This is a genomic window from Pandoraea anapnoica (assembly GCF_902459765.1).
GTDB lineage: Bacteria > Pseudomonadota > Gammaproteobacteria > Burkholderiales > Burkholderiaceae > Pandoraea > Pandoraea anapnoica.
The window spans coordinates 332,231-351,264 of the sequence record NZ_CABPSP010000005.1; the positions used below are offsets into that span (position 1 = coordinate 332,231).

General features: G+C 55.5%; 11 protein-coding genes and 1 pseudogene. 7 read left to right on the top strand and 5 right to left on the bottom strand.

Annotated features, from left to right (window positions below; translation table 11 throughout):
- Positions 1–114 precede the first annotated feature (114 nt).
- The 5 genes from PAN31117_RS11405 (at position 115) to PAN31117_RS11425 (ending at position 6,392) form a co-directional block, all read left to right on the top strand.
- Entirely contained in the window at positions 115–885 is a 771-nt protein-coding gene (locus PAN31117_RS11405) for a hypothetical protein (protein ID WP_150738261.1), read from the top strand.
- The gene (locus tag PAN31117_RS11410) at positions 882–2,915 is read left to right on the top strand and encodes a TnsB C-terminal domain-containing protein (protein ID WP_150738262.1); all 2,034 of its coding nucleotides are present in this window, start codon (positions 882–884) and stop codon (positions 2,913–2,915) included. The genes PAN31117_RS11405 and PAN31117_RS11410 overlap by 4 nt, the downstream gene beginning before the upstream one ends.
- Positions 2,912–3,898 (top strand): TniB family NTP-binding protein, encoded by a 987-nt coding sequence (locus PAN31117_RS11415; RefSeq protein ID WP_246189032.1) that lies wholly within the window; start codon positions 2,912–2,914, stop codon positions 3,896–3,898. Before PAN31117_RS11410 ends, PAN31117_RS11415 begins: the two co-directional genes overlap by 4 nt.
- Complete coding sequence (locus tag PAN31117_RS11420; protein ID WP_150738263.1) at positions 3,895–5,742, top strand: TniQ family protein; 1,848 nt, start codon at positions 3,895–3,897, stop codon at positions 5,740–5,742. The genes PAN31117_RS11415 and PAN31117_RS11420 overlap by 4 nt, the downstream gene beginning before the upstream one ends.
- A gap of 149 nt (positions 5,743–5,891) precedes the next feature.
- The gene (locus tag PAN31117_RS11425; protein ID WP_150738264.1) at positions 5,892–6,392 is read left to right on the top strand and encodes a hypothetical protein; all 501 of its coding nucleotides are present in this window, start codon (positions 5,892–5,894) and stop codon (positions 6,390–6,392) included.
- A 618-nt stretch (positions 6,393–7,010) separates the two neighbouring features.
- On the opposite strand, the gene PAN31117_RS11430 is transcribed toward PAN31117_RS11425, so the two are convergent.
- On the bottom strand, positions 7,011–7,355 hold the full coding sequence (locus tag PAN31117_RS11430; protein ID WP_150738265.1) for a hypothetical protein: 345 nt from the start codon (positions 7,353–7,355) through the stop codon (positions 7,011–7,013).
- A 542-nt stretch (positions 7,356–7,897) separates the two neighbouring features.
- On the opposite strand from PAN31117_RS11430, the gene PAN31117_RS11435 reads away from it, so the two are divergent.
- A complete protein-coding gene (locus tag PAN31117_RS11435; RefSeq protein WP_150738266.1) occupies positions 7,898–10,018 on the top strand; it encodes a DUF4357 domain-containing protein in 2,121 nt (706 codons plus the stop codon).
- 128 nt (positions 10,019–10,146) lie between these two features.
- On the opposite strand, the gene PAN31117_RS11440 is transcribed toward PAN31117_RS11435, so the two are convergent.
- Genes PAN31117_RS11440 through zorA form a run of 4 tightly spaced genes read right to left on the bottom strand, consistent with a single transcriptional unit; the run spans position 10,147 to position 18,305 of the window.
- On the bottom strand, positions 10,147–13,899 hold the full coding sequence (locus PAN31117_RS11440; RefSeq protein WP_150738267.1) for an SNF2-related protein: 3,753 nt from the start codon (positions 13,897–13,899) through the stop codon (positions 10,147–10,149).
- Positions 13,900–13,908: 9 nt separating this feature from the next.
- Complete coding sequence (locus PAN31117_RS11445) at positions 13,909–15,570, bottom strand: EH signature domain-containing protein (protein WP_150738268.1); 1,662 nt, start codon at positions 15,568–15,570, stop codon at positions 13,909–13,911.
- Complete coding sequence (locus PAN31117_RS11450) at positions 15,567–16,277, bottom strand: OmpA/MotB family protein (protein ID WP_150738269.1); 711 nt, start codon at positions 16,275–16,277, stop codon at positions 15,567–15,569. Before PAN31117_RS11450 ends, PAN31117_RS11445 begins: the two co-directional genes overlap by 4 nt.
- A 3-nt stretch (positions 16,278–16,280) precedes the next feature.
- Positions 16,281–18,305 (bottom strand): anti-phage ZorAB system protein ZorA, encoded by a 2,025-nt coding sequence (gene zorA / locus PAN31117_RS11455; RefSeq protein ID WP_150738270.1) that lies wholly within the window; start codon positions 18,303–18,305, stop codon positions 16,281–16,283.
- A 275-nt stretch (positions 18,306–18,580) separates the two neighbouring features.
- Here zorA and PAN31117_RS27115 point away from each other — a divergent pair.
- Positions 18,581–19,034 (top strand): annotated as a pseudogene (locus PAN31117_RS27115) (hypothetical protein); the annotation flags it as partial.

Consider the following 19,034-nt stretch of genomic DNA (forward strand, 5'->3'; position numbering starts at 1 on the left):
CCGAATGCTGCACATACCCCTGCAACCCAATTTGACGGCTCCACGGGAGCCAACCGAGCTCCGGACGCCGAGCCTGACCAGCTGCCAGTCGCTGACACACGGCGGAGGTGCGAAATGAGGAGCGCGCCGACATATGGCGTCCGCAGCCGCCGGAGCGCTGCGAGCGCAGGCGTCCGGCCTACGGCCCGTACTTATGGCAAGGCCCGCATCGGCACATATGCCAAAAAAGCTGACGGTCACATCACTGTCGAATCCGATGCGGAGCGGGTGGTCGCACATATGCTGTGCGTGGACCCGCGCGTACGCTCGTTCCGGCAGCAACCGTTCACGGTCGACCTGGTCGGCGAACGGTTGCTGTTCACACGTGAGGAACTGTTAGAGGCCCGCAGGATGCGTGGCGGCCGCGCCGGGGAGATGGAATACACACCGGACTTTGCCACCGTCCAGGCCGACGGGTTCCAGCGCGCGTACGAGGTTAAGTGCCAAGGCTTCGAGGGCGAGGCCCAGTACTGGGCAAAGGTAGAGCGGGCCAAGGAAATCATGGACGCGTACTGTTATCCGCTATCCACGGTCATCGTGCCCGCGGACGAACGGCACCCAGCCATCGTCAACGCCCAGCTCTTGAAGCCGGCGATAGCACGCGCTCGCGAATACCTGACGCGGGAGCTCATCGACCGCGTCGAACGTTTTTGCGAATCTGGTCCCGTGCTACAGCGCAGGCTGTGCGCCGAACTCCAGATTTCGACTGGCCTAATTCCTCCGCTCCTCGCCATGGGCGTTTTGCAGGCCGACCTCGCTCATAACCATATTAGCGGCGCGCTGGAATTGACCGCCGCATTTGGCGACCTGGGCCACCTCTTTCTGATTGAGGAGTTGCTGCCATGATGTCCGACCTGCGCGCTGGCGACAGGCTGGCGCTGCCCGGCAAAGCCGATAGCTACTTCGAGGTGCTGGACGGTCGTCTGCACGCCGGTTCAATCGAACTCTTTGACGCCGAGAAACGTGTGGCGCAGTACGTCAAATACGACGACATTCGCGTCCGGATTTCGGAGGGAAGCCTAGTCCTTCATCGAAAAGGCATGCCACGCGTCAGCATCGCTGCCCAGTACGACAATACGAAGTTGCACAGCAAGGTCCGATTGCTGAATGACATCTTGCGTCGCATTGATTCCATCCGGGACCAACGTGGTCTCTCGTTTCACGCAGCGATTCCGTTGGCGCGCGACGCTTACCAGGCAGAGAGCACAGATAAGCCCTTCGTTTGTCCGTTTCCGTCGCCCGCAACGCTGTACCGGGCTCACACGAATCAACTACTGGGCTTGCCGGTCCTCAAGGGTGATAAGAATAAGGGAAATGCGACGGCCAGATATTCAAAAGAGCTTGTTGAGTTCGTTACGGACGTCATCCACGAGCAATTCCTGGTCACGGAATCCAGATGGACGGTTCTCGACCTGACGAAATTCGTCAATCGCGAGGCACGTCGTAGCGGTTTGCATATTGCCGACCACGCTATAAGTCGCAAGTTCATCTGCTCTAGGATTGACGACGTGACCGTCGATGCGGAATACGACCGAATGGACCCGCTTAATAGGGTTGCCGGCAAATCATTCGCGAAAAAGCGCATTCGGGCTGCATTCCCGTTCGCTCGAATTGAGCAAGATGCTCTACACCTTCCGTTCGTCGTAAAAACTGGTCATGGCATCGCCCGGACTGTTTATCTGGTTCTCGCGATTGATGTCTGCACTGGGTATCCCGTGGGATGGCATCTGGTCATCGGTTCGCCGCGAGAGATGGATTCACTGTTGTGCCTTGAGACATATCTCACGCCAGCCAAGGCAGCCCGATTTGCGGAGCTTGGCATCGCGGGTGCCCTGAATATTTTCGGCACGCCCGCACAGGTCATTTTTGACAACGGTGGGGAGACGAAGGGCGCTCGAATCGTTCGCCTTGAGCGACTAGGAATGGACGTCAAGCATTGCAAAGCCAAGGAAGCTCAGGGCAAACCGTTCGTCGAGCGTTTGAACCGGTCTCTCAAAGAGGCGATGCAGCGTCTTCCGGGATGCACTCGCTTCGAAGGCAAGGACGGTGTGCGTGACCCTATCGCGCTCGGCGATGAGTTGATGAGCGTCGAATCACTCGAAAAATGGATTGTCGGGTGGCTCTATAAGGACTGGGCCAACAATCCGCTCGACCGATTGCGTTGGGATGAACTTTTGGTCGATTCGGTCAAGGGTAAGACGCCGCTGGAGCGCCTGACTTACCAGACCGAAGAAATGGGACAGCCCATTACTTTGCCACCGCCGCGCCATGAATGGATGGCAGCGCTTTTCGAACACAAGGTGTGTGTGCTGAGCGCCAAGACAGGCATCTCGATTGGGCATGGGTTTAGGTACAACGGCGAGGCGATGTCATATCTGCTGGCCAAGTATGGCGACCATGCTGAACTTCACGTGCTCTACAACCCGGATGATTTCCGCCAGGTGTATGTGTACGAGAGTGATGACCTTCCGCTGGTCACGCTGACGCACAACCACGTTCGTCCGGCCACACCGGCGTGGACCTTTGCCGAAGCCAAAGAACGCTTTGATTCAGGCATGGACGACTGGACGGTACCAACCGAGAAGCTCCAATTCGAGTTGGAGATGGACGCGGCAGTTATTGCTACCGCCAAAGGTCGTAAGTCCAAGACTCGCGGCAGGCGCGAGGAGAACAAGGAAACCGTACGCCGCGCCAAAGACAATTCAGCTGTCCAGAGGGCCATCGACCGCCCGCTTTCTGCAGATGCGCCGTTTGGACCTGCACCTTCGGTCAAGGTGTCGTTGCCAGCGGAAGAGTTTCAATCCGGTGCTATCTCGTATGACGACGCGCCGTCAATGCACATAGTGAACAGAAACACGGGAGAAAAGCTGCTGTGACGCCAGCCCAACTATTGCGTAAGGACATTGAGGAATGCGAACTCCCGCATCTCATGTTCGTGGAACACCTCACCGCGCTCAAGCGGCGCATAGATGATGCACTCGCTGGATTTTCGCCAAAAATCGTTCGTGTTCCCGGGCCTAGCCGTGTCGGTAAATCATCGCTCATCGCCAAATTGTCGCGTGACTACCCTGAAACTCGCATTGATGGGCGGCGTCACGTGCCCGTCCTAGTTGTTGAGGTGCCTCCATCCGCAACGGCCAAATTGCTCCCCAAAAGCGTGCTTCGCTCGTTAGGCATTCAGGTTCCCAGCAGCATGACCGCAGGTTCGATGTTCGACCTGATGGTGGAGCAGTTACGTCTGGCTCGTACACGAGCCGTGGTTTTCGACGAAATATCGCATCTCGTTGAGGAAGGCTCGCGCGTGCCGCCGCGTGCCGCCAGCGATTGGCTAAAGACGCTGATGGACACCCTTGACATGACACTGATTCTCTTCGGCATCCCGCGACTCGAACGGCTGTTTGCTGCAAATGAACAACTGCGCAACCGTGCTTGCCCTGCACGTGTCTTTTTGCCGTACGACGCGAACGATAGTGACCAAATGAAGGCTTATCACTCATGTGTTGCAAATTACGCCCGCCTGTTCGCGGCGGGCGGCTATCCCATCGACATGCCCGCGCGTGTGTTGACGCAGCAAAGCTATCTGTTGACGGGGGGATTGATTGGGGTACTCGCGGACTTCATGCGTGAGCTTGCTAGCTTGATGGCGTACGAAGCGCCGCGCGCCATTACATACACGGACTGCCAGAAGGCGCTCGAGGATGTCAGTCATGCGGGTTCGCCACACAGATTGGCATTCGATGACGCTGGCATTGACGATGCAGGGGTAGAGCCTGCCGCACTGAAACAGGCATACGTTCACGTCTTGAGCAGCAATGCGGCATCTGTACCCGTTCGTAAGAAAATCGGAGCAAAACAATGAGCCTTGTTCTCACTAACGCGCCTAAGGACGACGAGTCCGGGATGGGCTATTACCGACGTCTGGCCGCCGCCAATGCACTTTTCAACTGGCGTGACTTGGCAAGTACGGCAGGCGTCGAGCGAAATCGCCGTGCCCTCCTCACACGAACGGACGACGTAGCTCGTAACCTCGGCCTGGAACGGTCGTGGACCGAATTTGCCCGGCATCAGGAAAATCTCTGTCGAGGCTGGGGCCGTTTGCACCGTGCACAATCTGAAGCGGTGTGCCCTAAGTGCATCGCTGAATCGCCTTATCTGCGATGCTCCTGGGAACACGCCTACGTTACTGCATGTCCGCAGCATCGAATCCTGCTGGTCGACCAGTGCAATGCTTGTGGGAAGCATCTATCGTCAGAACGGTTGTACATTGGATTATGCTCGTGCGGTCATGACTTGAGCAGCCTGCCATGCACGCCGGCGGCAAGGGCACAGCAGTGGCTCTCTACCCTAATTGCGAGCGACGGGCAGCAGTCTGGCGGTGTCGAGCCGCCTGTAGATGGTATTGACGTTCACGTGCTGATGAAGACCATCCGCACTCTCTGCCAATATGCTGACCCGACTCGACCCGGATTGCCACGCAACGCGGCATTGCCGAAGTTTGTCTCCGAAGCGGTTGAATTTCTTTCGCCGCTCGAAACCTTACTGGTCGACTGGCCAGTGGGGTTTCGGACGCATGTCGAACAACGCATCGCCTCAGGCCGCAAGGACGCCCGAACGCTGAATACGTTGCTCGGTGAGTGGTACATCAATCTGCGCAAGCTCTGCCAAGGCACGATGCTTGAGCCTCTTCTACAAATCATCATCGACGTTGCTGCCCAGAATTCTGAATGTGTCCTGGGCATGGATTCGGCCAAAGCAATGGCAGAGGATGCGACCGGGTACGTACGCGCGCCACAGGCCGCAAAAACTATCGGCATCAGCGTTTCACGTCTGCACGACTCCATGGTTGCCGGAGAGTGCGTGCATCGCGCGCGACGCACTGGAACGCGTGGTCAGCTGTTCGAAATCCCGTGTACCGAAGTTAAGCGCATTCGGCGTCAACGCTCGGAATGGATTTCCGACGTCGTTGCCTGTGAGCTGGCGGGCGTCTCCCCTGTTGTGCTTGAGCGGATGAAAACGTCAGCTGTAATCCGGTCCGATATTCGTTGGCGTGAAGACCTGCTTAAGGGCGGCCCAGTCGAACGGCAATCCATCTTGGACCTACGCGAGTGTGTGGGGCGGTCGACGCAGTCTGTTGCTCCGGGCGAGGATTCGACGCTCACATGGGCGGAGTTGACGAGCCGGCGCATGGGCGACCGACGCGCAATCGAGTCGCTGATGCGGGCCATCGCAGGAGGTAAGGTGAAAGCCGTCGGGCATGGTCGAACACTGGGGGAAATGTCTTTCCTGAGGTCGGACGTGTCGCAATATTTCGGCACGCCGCTGCTTGAGGCCGGTATGTCGATTCAGCAACTGGCCAAAGCGACTGGGTGGAAATGGGAGTCCATCCAGAACTGGGTGGACGAAGGCCTGCTGGCATCAGAACGTATTCAACGACGTGGTCAGCCTTGTCGAGTCGTGCTGCCGCATCAATTGTTGTCGTTCCGACAAGCGTATGTACCGCTCGCAGACCTGGCTCGCGCGATGGATACGAAGTCGTCAGCGCTATCGCGCCTGCTGCACGGCGTTGAGCTGGTCGGTGCAAAGCAGCTTCCTGATGGTGCCATGCGAGGCGGGTTGATTCGCATCGCCGACCTGGGCCGGCTGGCGATTATCGGTGCGAGAGCCGGGCACGACCTGTTTGTGCCCGCTTCGTCGCTGCCATGACTTGGGGGGCTTGCATCTCGAAGGTCCTGCGGCGCGTTGTCAATCGTGATGACGATGTCTACGAGTGTCAGCGATGTGGAGCAATGATAGTCACTAGGAATGCCCGAAGGTGCATTCCGACGAGCTTCATGGAATAGTGAGGAAACGAGATGCCGCAACGCTTGAAAGAAGTTATTGACTGCTTGTATAAGCCTCCCACCGACGGCGGGCGCCAAGTGTTCGCTCTATCGAGAGCGGATGCAGAGAAACTCCCTCGCTTGCCGTCGGTCGCCGTCATCTCCATCACTGCTCCCGAGCGACCGCCGGCGAATCTTGACGGATTCACGCGGTTGCTTCGCCTCACCTTTGCTGACGTTGATTTCCTCAGTCCGAACCTATCCGAGCGAGCTCGCGGAAAGCTTATCCACGCATTTTCTGAAGAGCACCGCAACTCCATTCGCTCGTTCGTGGAGGCGCTACCCGATGAAATCTCATCAGTGGTCGTTCACTGTGAGGGGGGATACTCGCGTTCATGCGCCATTGCTGTCGCATTGCGTCAACTTTACGGATACCACACGGAGCTTCAGCACCTCTCGAACGCCAATTCTTCAATCGTTGACGTAATGATGCGAGATGTTCCTGGACGTCGCGGGCAGAGGAATGGCTTCTGACGAATTGCAACGGAAAATTCTTCTGCAGAGGGGAAGCACCGGCGGTTGCCCGCGTCGGGATGTTCCAGGTGGTCTGTCTGCATACGGTCGAATGCCCACGTTCGCCCGAATGTTGCCTTGTTTGTCAGTTGTAAAAAGCACCAACCGGACCAGAAGTAGGTTCATCGCCATTTTGTTTACCGAAGGGCTCAGCCAGAGAAGCAAATGAACAACTTACAGTATGGCTACGGATGGTGAGGCTGAGCCCAGCCCTCCCTGGCCGACGCCTGGGATGAGCCTTCACTCAGCCGCCATCCTCGATACTACGGTATGGAGCCGGCCTCGCCCGGTAGACTTTCGTTCCACGCCTCTGCCTTCGCCAGCGCGCCGAACCTCTCAGAACTGCCCCCCAGAGTCCGGTCTCCCCCAGGCGCTGGCGGTACTCACCTCGTCCGCCCGGGCGGCAAGGCCGTGCAGCGCACGCGCTTCAATGGATGCGCTCGCTAATCTACGCGGCGGCCCTTTGCGCGGCGCGTAATGCGACGGTCTTGCAGCAGAGTATAGGCACTCGCCATAGGCATGACGTGCGCCTTTTGGGCTTGCAGGTGGGCACCCAAAGTCGCAAAGATAACTCAGGGGTTACGTCGAATCATCGATGAACTGATGCCTCACCTTCTGAAGCACCCATTCGCACTCTTGATGGGTAAGCCCCCACTCCCGAGACGCAATTTTGGACCGGACTGCCGAAGCAACGCGTTCGAACGCATTCTCAATTGCCCAGCCATTTTCCGATGCCTTTCGTTTGGTGTACGCCACGAGTTGGTCTACCACGCGAGAGCATTCAGCATAGCGCTCGTGTAGTTCATCATCGGTCAACCCAACGATGTATTTTCCGTCGATTCGGCGGGCTCCTAATTTTGGTTGATAGCCGGGCATCGCCGGAACGGTGTCATCTCTTGGAAAATCCTCGGGTACTGGCTTCACGTTTGACCTCCACCAAGTGACCGCCCTCCGTCTCCGTACAAACCATATTAGTCGCGATGCCTGATAAGCCAAGTGGACAATGCTTCGAGGCGGGCAATGCGGCGTTCCTGCGAGCTGGAAGCAAGATAAAATCGCTTTAATTGCTGCCAGTTTTCACAAAGTGTGGACGACGCAGGCGGTACGCGGACGACATTTGTCACGCTGTTACGGCTGGGCTGAATGGCTATTGGTCGAGAGGAGTGATGGTAATGATGGACTAGAACTCCACCATTAAATTCGGATGGTGCTTTGCGGCGTATTGCCGAGCTGAGCAGTTTTTCAGTGGCTTAGCCTGACATACTCGGCCACCTATTTTGGGAGGACTGTCCGTTGACCTCCGCCATACACGAGCAATTTCGACCACGCCATTGTGCTGCCTTCTACATGGTGCGCAATTCCACGTTCGAACTCCTCCTGATGGAGTTCGATGCCAGATAGGATTCCGCAAAAGACGGTATATTCACATTCTTAAATAGATTCAAATTATTCGCCGGGGATTTCGCGTGCCACACACACTCACAGCAAAAGAACAAACGCTCCAAAAGATTTTCAGCGATGAATACGTATTTACGATTCCGGGTTACCAACGCCCCTATTCTTGGGGCAATGACCAGGCGCAGGAGCTATTGGACGACTTGCTGAGCGCGCTTGAAGCATCTCCGGAGCAACTCGGAGACGGTGTGCCCTATTTTCTCGGCAGCATTGTTCTCATAAAGAACGAAGCTTCGCCGGAGGCGACGGTTGTCGATGGTCAGCAGCGTTTGACTACGCTGACACTGCTTCTCTCCGCGATTAGAGCCACAATTCGTGACGGTAAAGTACAGGCCGGCATCACGAAACGCATATACGAGCACGGCGATGTTGTTTCAGCCACCGACGCCAGTTATCGCCTGTCGTTGCGCGAGCGAGACAGAGACTTTTTCCGCCAGTTCATCCAGCATGAAGATGGATTCTCGAAGCTCATCGAGCTCAATTCGACACTGCCCACCAGTGCGCAAGACCATTTGAGAGAAAATGCCAGGGTATTTGCAAAGCGATTGGCGGAAATGGACGAATCCGAGTTGAGAAGATTGGTTCAATTCATCATTACGCGTTGCTATCTCGTTACCGTTGCAACACCGGACCTCGATTCCGCATATCGTATTTTTGGCGTTCTCAATAGCCGAGGCCTCGATTTGAGCGCCACGGATATTCTGAAGGCAGAGATTATCGGCGGGATAGAACCCGGCCTGCGTGAGGCGTACACGAAAAAATGGGAAGACGCAGAGGAAGACCTTGGGCGCGATGAGTTCGGTGAGCTATTCAGCCATATCCGGATGGTGTACCGCAAAGCAAAACCTCAAGGGACATTGCTGAAGGAGTTCAAAGAGCACGTTACACAGGCAACTAGGCCGCAAGCGTTCATTGACACTGTGCTACTCCCGATGGCACAAGCGTTGGCAGCTCTGAGTGATGCTGACTACACTAGTTCGATGCACGCGGAGCTCGTCAACGAGCACCTGCGTTGGCTTAACAAGCTCGAGTTCAAAGACTGGTTGCCACCTGCCCTGGCATTTTATGTGCGGCACGCCGAGCAACCTGCACTAATGCTCGCATTTTTCCGTGACCTAGAGCGTCTCGCGTATTCGATGCTTACGCGAAAAACTGGAGTCAACGGTCGCATTGAGCGCTTTTCCGCGCTAACGGGTGCTGTTGAAAACGACCAGAACCTATTTGCTGAGGCGTCGCCACTGCAACTCACTCCGGGTGAGCAATACGACACTTATTCGGTACTGAACGGCCCACTTTACGACACGCACTCGGCGCGCGCGGTCGCACTACTGCTTTTGCGCCTGGACCGATTGCTCTCTGATGGTGCCGCGTTATATGAGCACGCTGTCGTGTCGGTCGAACATGTGATGCCGCAACAGCCTGCACCAAACAGTCAATGGGCGACTTGGGTGCCTGATACAAAGCTCTATCAGAGCTGGGTTCATCGGCTTGGTAACTTGGTATTGCTGAGCCGCAAGAAAAATAGCTCCGCTAGCAATCGCGAATTTTCCTGGAAGAAGAACTCATATTTCACCAAGGGTGGCGTCTCCGGTTTCGCCTTGACAACTCAAGTGCTGCGGCATTCGGAGTGGACCATTGATGTTATGCACGCTCAACAAGCGTCAGTGATGGACGTGTTTGAGACGCATTGGCGGCTGGACGACCGAAAGAGTAAGTCGGAAATCGCGAAGGAATTACTGGCCGAGTTGTCGTCCGATAGCGATGGCATTTACTTCGAGCTCGAAAGCGCCAAGCACGGCCTCGCTGCATTGGCCCGAAAAAGCAGTAGCACGTTCACCATCCTCGCACGGTCGCAGGCCCGGCTTGATTGGAGGGGGCAACCTCACTCCTACCAGCAGCTGCGAGAGAGTTTGCTGAGTTATGGAGCACTGCAACCGTCGCATGATGGCTCACATCTGGTATTCACTCAGGACGTAAATTTCGTCAGCCCGAGTGCTGCCTCAGCGACGGTCCTTGGCAGAACGGACAACGGACGGAATTCGTGGCGGCTCAGAGGAACGACGATTACCTATGCGGCTTGGCAGGACAATCTGCCGGCCAGTGAGTCTCCTAGTGCAAGCGAACCCAGGTAGCTGGCGATTCTGTGGTGAGGGTAACTCGCCACGAGCCACTGTCAGGTGAGTCGAATAGTCAGCTTCGTAGCGCGCCGGCACCCTAGTCGCACCAGCCCGGAGGGGGGGGCGACTGACGCGTTCAGATGCTAAACGTTCGCCGATTCCCATTCAGAAAAGAGCATGCGCTCGACCTCGAGCATGGTTGTTTCATGTAATTGAAGCAGGTCGCCGAGGCGTGTCTGGTCAAGCAGCTCGACGGAGTTCAAATTTGCGTTTTCCTGCGCCTGCGAATTAAAGAATTGATTCGTTACGCAGACCTTTTCAAACGATACATTCGGATGTCTGCGTCGGTAAAACGCCTCGCCGGCCACGACCTCCTTAACAGCATCCCATCCGAGTCTTGTGCCTTCAATTCCGCTAGTCTTGGCCTGAATGAGTTGACCTCGATTTCCGTCAATGGCCACGATGTCAACACCGTTGTCATTTGTCCCGGGTGTCCGGTAGCAGTCGTAACCACGCTTGCTCCAAAGGGCGCCCACAAGGCATTCGAAATGTTGCCAGCCCATACGTAGTGCCGTATCCAGCGTGATACGCTCATCCAGACCGCCGCTCTGTGAATGCGGTACTACGTCTGTGAGGTCAAAGTCGGATGGCGCCACGTCTCCTGAGCCGTTGAGCATGTCCGCTGACAGCCCTCTTTTGTAGGATAGCAACTGGTCGAGTTTGACGTCGAAGGTCAGAAAATCGTCAGCGCAAACAGTTGGGTGATACACGTAGACAGGTTTCTTCTGATTGATTCGGTACGCGCGGTCGGTGGCCTGGTCTTCCTTGGCCGGATTCCACGTGCGCGAGTAATGGATAACGTGATTCGCGGCCTGGATGTTTACACCGAATCCGACGGCTACCGGAGAAAGCACTAGAACACCAAAGCCCGGTGCGTCCTGAAAGGCCTTGATTCTCTTTTGTCGACTGGCAACGTGAGTCGACGATGCACTCGTATCCCCATTAATGATGTCTGGACGGAATCCGAGCTCGGCTTCGATGTAGTGCTGCAGCAGCCGCTGAATCTCCCGGAACTCGCAAAAGACGATTGCCTTCTCGCCTTTCGCTCTGATTTCGAAGAGTTGTTTGAGCAACCAATCGAGCTTCGGAGATTTCGAGCGATATTCATCCAACGGCTCTGGTTTGAAAACACTTAGGCCATGCGCTCGCGGGTCAGTACATACCAGCCTTAGATAGTGCAGCAAGCCGAGGTGATTTTTGAACGGCGTCGTGTGGCCGGGCTCATGGCGTCGCTTGAAGCTGTCCACTGCCTTTGCGTAGAAGTTTCGCTGAGCGTTGGAAATCGTAAGCCGTCGACAATCTTCGACCACGATTTTCGGGGGAAGTCCTGTGTCGACCTCGGTTTTCAGGCGCCGGAGAATCTGCGGCGAGATTCGGGCGCGCAATTCCTCGACGCGAGCCTTCTCTTCGTCCGTCTTCGCTTCAATTGGTTTCCGGTACCGCTCGCCGAAATCGTTCAGCGCGCCAAGCAATCCCGGTTGAACGTAGTCAAAGAGACACCACATATCGGCCAAGGTGTTTTCCACCGGAGTGCCGGTGCATGCGATTCTGAACTCCACATTTTGCTTCTTGGCGGCGCGGGTCACCATCGCCGCTGGGTTCTTAATTCGTTGGGCCTCATCACATACCATTAATGCCCATTTCTGCGCCGCGAACGAAAACTCCAGGTCTCGCAGTGTCTCGTACGTTGTCAAAACCACCTTGGCGTCTCCTATCCAATTTGGTTTCAAAAACTTGACCAAGCCATCTTCGGTCTGAAGTCGCTGGTCTATCTGGCTACGAGGCACGCGAAACTCAGCGAGATTGTCGCCATATGCTGTCAACAAAGGTAACGCACCGGGCTGAAAAAACTTGTTAGCTTCCTCGGCCCAGTTCTCTAGCAATGACACAGGAGCGACCACCAGCATGGGATTCATTGTGGGGTCTGTCTCGAGCAACCAGGCCATGAGTGTCAGCAACTGAAAGGTTTTGCCTAGACCCATGTCGTCCGCGAGGATTGCGCCGCGAACCTGATAATCGGATTGCAGACTGAAGAGGTGTTGCATCCATGCTAGCCCGGCCTGTTGGTGAGGCAGTAATGCGAACTCAGGGCGAATGCTCTGCGGAAGTTTCGGACGAGTCGGCACTGACTGAAGCGCTTCGCGACGCATCTCTTCGTATTCCAATGCCTGAATGTTTGCGCGCAGAACCAACTGCTTTTTGGTATTGCCATCACGAGGCCGCTTATGGTCGATATTCGAGTCGAACGGCTTACCCGACTCCAAATCTAAAAAGAGGCGTTCAAAGGTCGAGACGATTTCTTTCGCATCGGTAAGTGAAATGGAGTTTTCGAGCCAGGAAACGTCGAGTTGCAACGCACCGCTCGCTTCAGCAACTTGTACGTCACTCTTTAGTTTCTCGATAGCCTGTTTGTTGGTCGGAACGGCGACCGGCTCGCCACCATCCTTTGGCCTATAGACGATGACTGGGAAAATGTTGTCGGGAAACCATCCTTCGCTCTCATCTTTCTTCGCGATGTATGGGGAGTGGTATGGCTTTTCCAGGCCAATCGATTCTATGCGAGCGGAGTAACCTCCCAAGTCGTGGACTTGAGCGTAAGAGACCAGCGTCGGAGGTGTTCGCCGCTGAGCTAACGCGGCGGATAGCTCATTGAGGTGAAGCTCCGAATCTCCCTGTAGGGCAAGGTCATAGCCCTGCCATGCAAGCAGTTGGTGGCCAAGTGCCATCGATTTAGATAGGGCGTCAACGAATCTGGAAAGTTCGTCGTCGTTCAGCCAATGCGTCTTCGAGGAAGTTGGCCCGCTTTCCACCGCCGATTCAATAAGCAAACCGACGCGCATCGGATAACCCACGGTGTTTCGCTCGAACGTTGGTACAAAGCGTTCGTAATCAAGTCCAGCGTCTTCGCGAGCACGTTCGAATTGAGATTCTTCGATGACATCAATTGCATCCGCGCCGAGTGCGGCGTAGGGGTTGAGCAAAAATGCCTGAGCTCTGGACCCTGCCACCCGGCGCCCGGGCAAACGCTTGATTTCGCGTAGGACAGTCTTCACCTTCGGCGTGACAAGAACCTGGACGATTCCGTCTTGGGTCGTTATGTCATAGCGGTCGCGAATGTCGCGGGCCCTGTCGAACGCGTCGAGCCAGTCGCTAGGCGCACCATCGAAGCTCGGCTCAATTTCGACTACGTGGTCGTCCACGACTTCGGCAGAGCGCCTTAGGCCAATATTGAGTTTTTCCGGACTCAACACGACTGAGCGATAGAGAAAGTCATCAAGTCGTGCTCCGCCGTCGAGCGCAAGGTTGCGAATTTGACCCCAACCTTGCCGGTTGGCCAAATCAGAGCGGTCCTCATCACCACGGCGTGAAAACGCGACCACGGCGTTAAAGAGTTTCCATTGTGCCGGGCGCATCAGCGTCTCTTCGCCGCCAACTGACATCACTGGCCCAGTGATGGTGCCCTGAAATTCGCCGCCACCATCGACTCGCCACGCATCTATTGCGATAGAGAATTCGCGGTCGGTCAATGAATGACTGCTACGAAGGTACTGACGGAACTCGGTGAAAGCTGGGATTCGGAGAACTTCGCTCAGTTGGCCGTAGTCGGGGTGCGCTAGGATGTCGTACATCGACTTCCAATCCATCAAGAACTCGCCCTCGACCGGAGTGACCAATCCGTCATCGGCGAGTTGCGTGAGGTAGCCTCCGACGAGGTTGCCTTCGATGACAACACCCGGGCCCTCCATCCGGCGAGTCAGAGCAATTCCTTCATCTGACCAGTATCGCTTCCAGGTGGCGACATCTTGCGTTTTTACCTGCTTGAATAGCTTGAACACGGTTTCGCCTTATTTCCACCAGCCCTTACCCGGCTTCATGTGGAAGCCCCAATCTGCCAGAACTTGGCCGATACGTTTGTCACTCTCGTCTCCGCGCACCCACAAATTTCCGCCGAGCGCAGTTCGGTCATCAATTTGCAATCCATGTGTTGCCACAAATCGCGTGAGCGCAACTCGCGAGTAGGATTCTTGCCTTTGACTTTGGTCTTGCTGCGAGCGAGAGGAAGCGAAGTTTGACGATTTCACTCGCTCTTTTGAATTGCGGGTGCTGGCTGACGGGTGAATCTGAAAGCTCTCACGCAGTGTGGCCTCGAACATGTCTTCCCATCGATTCCAGCCATGAATGCCGTCTGCATGCTTCAACCAGAGCAAGCGCCCCGACTGTTTGAGGGAATTCCGTTCGTTTTTCCCCAGTTTCAATGTCTGATTTGTATTAAAAGGCAGTGAACGGCCAGCGTCGTAACCATAGAACGCGTTTCCAAGACCACTGAACTCAACCGCGACCAATTTGCCCATCGTCATAATGAAAGCGTTATTGGCACCAGGGGCGTCTAGCTCTCGAGTCAGGCCTTTCATCTTTTTGCGTAGCGCGACCAAATCCGGCTCGAGCGATTTACGTGCAGCTGAGCCCAAAGCAAACTCGACATCGTCAATGGATTTGACATATCTCTTCCAAAACTCCATGCGCCGCGGGTCGGCTAGTCCATCCTCCGCCAGCTTGGTGAAGAACGTCTCGATAAACTCGAGCTTCAACCAGTCGGAAACCATTTCTCGCGCCTCGGGTGCGACGCCTCCCCACCGTGTCGCGTTTGACGGAAGCCACGGATTTCCCCACCAGTTGACGGCGTGTTCACGAAGTTTTTGATGCAGAGGGGTCCCGGAGACACTGGCGTACCGGTCAAGGACCAGAATTGTTCCTCGGTCGCGAAGTACCTCGTTGTGGGCAAGCATGTCGACTAAGCGAGGTAGTAGGCTGACAAACTCATCGTCGCCGAGCTTGGTTGCGCCATCCACCTGCGATAGCACTAGCTCGCGCAAAAACCACGACTCTTTTCCGATTTGAAGCTGTTCACAAATATGGTCTATGCGCGATTTATCGCCGCGCAAAAGCTCGGTCACGTAGCTCGTGCACGGAGACTCACCGAAAAGCTGCCTGTTCTCGATTGCCGTGTCGACCCAGGCCGGGCTTGCTTTGCTATCGCGTATCTTGGAGTTACGGTCATGAAGGTAGTCGCGCAGAGTCAGCCAGTTCCTTTTTGCCGACGGTATGGCTTCATGCGCGGTCACGTCGTAGGCGAAGTAGCTCTTTGCAAGTCCTTGATAACACCGACGATATGACGCGGTCTTATGTATATAGCCGTCAACGCTATCAAGGACGTTTTGGAGACGTGGCCGGTCCTCCATCACGCATTCACCTTGAGGATGGTGAGGAATGCACAGCCCAAAGGACAGTAGATAAGCATCGCGAAAGGTCGGCACTTCCTGGCTATGCCAGAAGCGTCTAACGGCGTCGAGTTGATGGTCGTGGACAGGTTCTCGACCGGCACCTGCTTTCGCGCGGGCTTTCAACGTCTCAAGAAGAACGTCGATTTCCGCGCCTGGGTGAATCGAAAACGCAGTTTCGCCCACAGACGATTGCAGCAAAGACGCAAGCAGGTTAAGCGCGCTCATCGCAGTGCGCAGTCGCCAAAGCTTCCGGATTGCACCGGGGCCGGAGACCGGTCTTCACCAACGCCAAGGAACTCGAGACGCATCTCGACGCGGCGACTCTCCTCGTCGGTTTCCTTCGAGCCATTGAATGAGTATCCGCCGACCAAGAACAGGTTTCGCACAGCCACTTTTTGCGTCTCCTCGAGCAAACTCATGCCTGTCGTTGCGAACATGCTGCACAAGACCCTTTCACTACGCTGAAGGCTCAGATTCAGGTTGCTCAGATACGTCCCGGTCCTATCGGTGTAGCCTTCGACGACCACTCGCTTAAATACGCGCTTACCCAAGTCATCGTTCGCCAATGCCAGGATTTCAGGGACGAACTGACGCAACACTGCTTCCTGTTCGGGCGCCAGGTTCGATTTTCCGAACGCGAAACGGGCTCTGTCACCATAATCTATGACATGGCGCTCGCGGTCTATCTTGATTCCGTCATACCGTTTAGCGGCATTCTGAAAGCGGTCGAGGATGAGTTCTATGTCTTTTCGATGCTGTTCCTCGCGCTTTTCTTTCTCTGTCACGTTCTTCGTCACGGCGAGTAGCGCTACCCCCATCACCACGAGGAAGAGCACCATGAGTGCGGTCATCAGGTCAGCAAAAGAAATCCAGAAAGGTTTTTCCGCCTCGTCGCGACCTCCACGCTTGACTGCGATTCGAGCTCCAAACATCGTTTAGTTCCTCGCTGGGACCATGGTGCCCATGGAGGCAAGCGTCACTTCCAGCTCACCAACCGCAGATGACAGCAACCCGACGGCCGAAGTCAACTTTGTATGAAACTCAGCATTCGCCTTTTCCAGCGTGCGCTTGACTTCCGATGCAAAAGCGCCATGTGCTTCCGCAAGAACTTGGCTCACACCGGAGAGATATTCGTCGGCCTGTTTTTGTGCCGCGCCAAGATGGCTTGTCGATGTCTCAATGCGATGGAGAACGTCGCCAGTCAAGGAGGCTTCCCTCCTGGCAGCTTCGACGGTGGCACGTAGTTCCGCTATAAGCTGACCGACGCTGTCGCGATGCGAGCGATAGTCGCTCAGCAGTTCCTGGATTGCTCCCGCTCCGCTTGTCAAACTGCCGGCAGTTGTCGCGAGTTTAGTTGAGACGTCGGTGGCTTGACCCATAACGTCGGCCACACGCTCGCCCGCGGCAGCAAAGTTTCGAGACGCGGTTCCCAGGGCTTCCGCGCCGGCGCTCATGCGGTCAATGGATGAATTTGTCGACTGCGTCAACGCGCTCACGCTTTGTGCCATTTGTGTCGTCGCAGCGCTCAACTCCTCGACAACTGAGTCCATTGACTTCGACATCGCAGTTACTACGTCATTCGCGCGTTCAGACATTGCATGCTCACGTGCGCGGTTGTTTTCAAATACTTCCTTTTGCGTTCCACTCAGCGTGGAGAGCATCTCACCGACGTGGGTCCCGAGCGTCTCCAAGGTCGTCTGTAGTTTTTGGTTTGTCTCCGACTGCGAGGTTGCGACCATCTGGCGCAGTTGCTCGACGAACGCGGCAGATTGGGCGGTCATCGCCTCCTGTCGGGACTCCATTTTTTCAATAGCCTCTGCCATACGTTGCGCCATCGCATCTGTCGAGCGTTGGCTCGAAGCTTCGATGTTAGAGACCAGAGTGTGTAAAGTGCTTACTGCCTGTTGAATGCTCTGGGCCGTTTGTTGATTAAGCTCCGTAAGTCCAGAAATTTGCCCGCCAAACAAGTCACTCAACCGCTGGCTGAAGCTCGTCATGACGTCTTGCAGCATGCGTCCGGCACTAGCACTCTGGTCTCCGCTAGCCGTCTTGACGGTTGCGGCAATTTCATCAAGTGGCCCTTTGAGGCCTTGTTGGATGCTATCGGCAATGACCTGTCCGAGAGCGACGTTGTTCTGACGCCCCGCCTCGGCGGATAGCGCATGTTGCTCCTTGCTGGCTTCGATTTGCGCGCTGGTCAACTCGCGCAGTAGCTCTCCCATTTCCTTGACGAGAGCGTCCTTCAGTATCTTGGATTGACTAGCCGATTCTTCCGACGCCTTTACTAGGCGTGCGAGGTACTCTTCACCTGCACCTGCTTCAAAGGACGCGTCAATCGCATGGGCAATTTCTTCTGTACGTCGATAAAGCGAGGCGAGGAGCAGTTTTTCGAAGAGCGTTGCTAGCATTGCCGCAGCGATTGCCGAGGCGGAGATAAGAAATGCCTCACCGACCGAATGCATGAGTGATTCCAGACTACTGCGAACGGTCGCAGCGTTCTCACTCACTTGAAATGCATGGAGACCTTCTATCAGCCCGCTGAATGTGCCGATAATGCCGATGCCGGTGAAGATTCCAGGCACATGCTTGAAAAACTCGGTACGCAGACGGCTATCGACGACAGCTTGGCTATTGAAATAGACCTCGGCAGGCACGGTGGCACGTACGGCGCGCACGACCATTTGTCCGTCCCGCTCTTCACGTTGGACGTGCAACGACTCCTCATACTCGTTCCATAAATGCGTAAGCCCGGGGTCACCGGAAAATACTTCTTTAAACTGCGAGGTGTTATTCGAGCTTTCGAACCTACTAACGCGAAGTTGGATAGAACGTAGTCGCAACAAGTGCTTTATCGCTGGAACAAAGAAAACAGCAATAACAGCTAGGACGAGGGCGACCAAAATCACCGCGGTGATAAGCGCTGGCATGGGCACGCCAGCAAGAAATGACTGGATACTCAACTTCGGTCTCCCCGATTTAAGGTCTATATTTTTATGTCCGTCGGGCGCATCCTGGACGCGCGTCGGCAGCCAATGGACGGGTTTCTCATCGAGTATCGACGAGCCGTCACTTCTGTGTGCCTAATCTTACGACATATTCCACTCGAAGATTAAGCAAGGAGATTTTCGCATTAGCGCATCGGCCCCTCGACTTAATCCCTGTTGAGGCGAATTTCGGAGACGTCTTTCGAAGAAAACGTTAATGCCAATTTTCTAAGATAGCCACGGAGGCCTACATGCCATCCGAAACACAAAATTTTGAACGCAGAAAACTCTATGAGGAGATTTGGGCGGAAGCCGTTAGCAAAGTGGCGAAGCGCTACCAAATCTCGGACGTCGGTCTTCGAAAGATATGTGTCAAACTCGCCGTACCCGTTCCGCCAGCGGGTTACTGGGCGAAAATCGCAGCCGGCCAGATTATTAAGAAGCCACCTTTGGCGCCGACCAAAGGCGCGACAACGCACCAGCGGACTGTCTATAAAGACCCGGAGGATGATGAGCGTTCGATGCGCATTCGGGCCAGGATTGATGAGGATGTCGCTCACGCTCCCGAAGTACCGGCTATTGCTCTTCGAACCTCCATCGACGAGTGCTTGCCAGTCATCAGGCGTATTGAATCGCCCCGGATTTTGAGGAGGCTCCAACTCTTGAGAGAATGGAGCAATGAACAAGAAATCGAGCAAGTTTTCC

Coding starts and splice junctions, on each gene's coding strand:
- PAN31117_RS11445 (WP_150738268.1), bottom strand. CDS start 15,570: ATGAGCGCGCTTAACCTGCTTGCGTCTTTGCTGCAATCGTCTGTGGGC.
- PAN31117_RS11450 (WP_150738269.1), bottom strand. CDS start 16,277: ATGTTTGGAGCTCGAATCGCAGTCAAGCGTGGAGGTCGCGACGAGGCG.
- PAN31117_RS11410 (WP_150738262.1), top strand. CDS start 882: ATGATGTCCGACCTGCGCGCTGGCGACAGGCTGGCGCTGCCCGGCAAA.
- PAN31117_RS11405 (WP_150738261.1), top strand. CDS start 115: ATGAGGAGCGCGCCGACATATGGCGTCCGCAGCCGCCGGAGCGCTGCG.
- PAN31117_RS11420 (WP_150738263.1), top strand. CDS start 3,895: ATGAGCCTTGTTCTCACTAACGCGCCTAAGGACGACGAGTCCGGGATG.
- PAN31117_RS11425 (WP_150738264.1), top strand. CDS start 5,892: ATGCCGCAACGCTTGAAAGAAGTTATTGACTGCTTGTATAAGCCTCCC.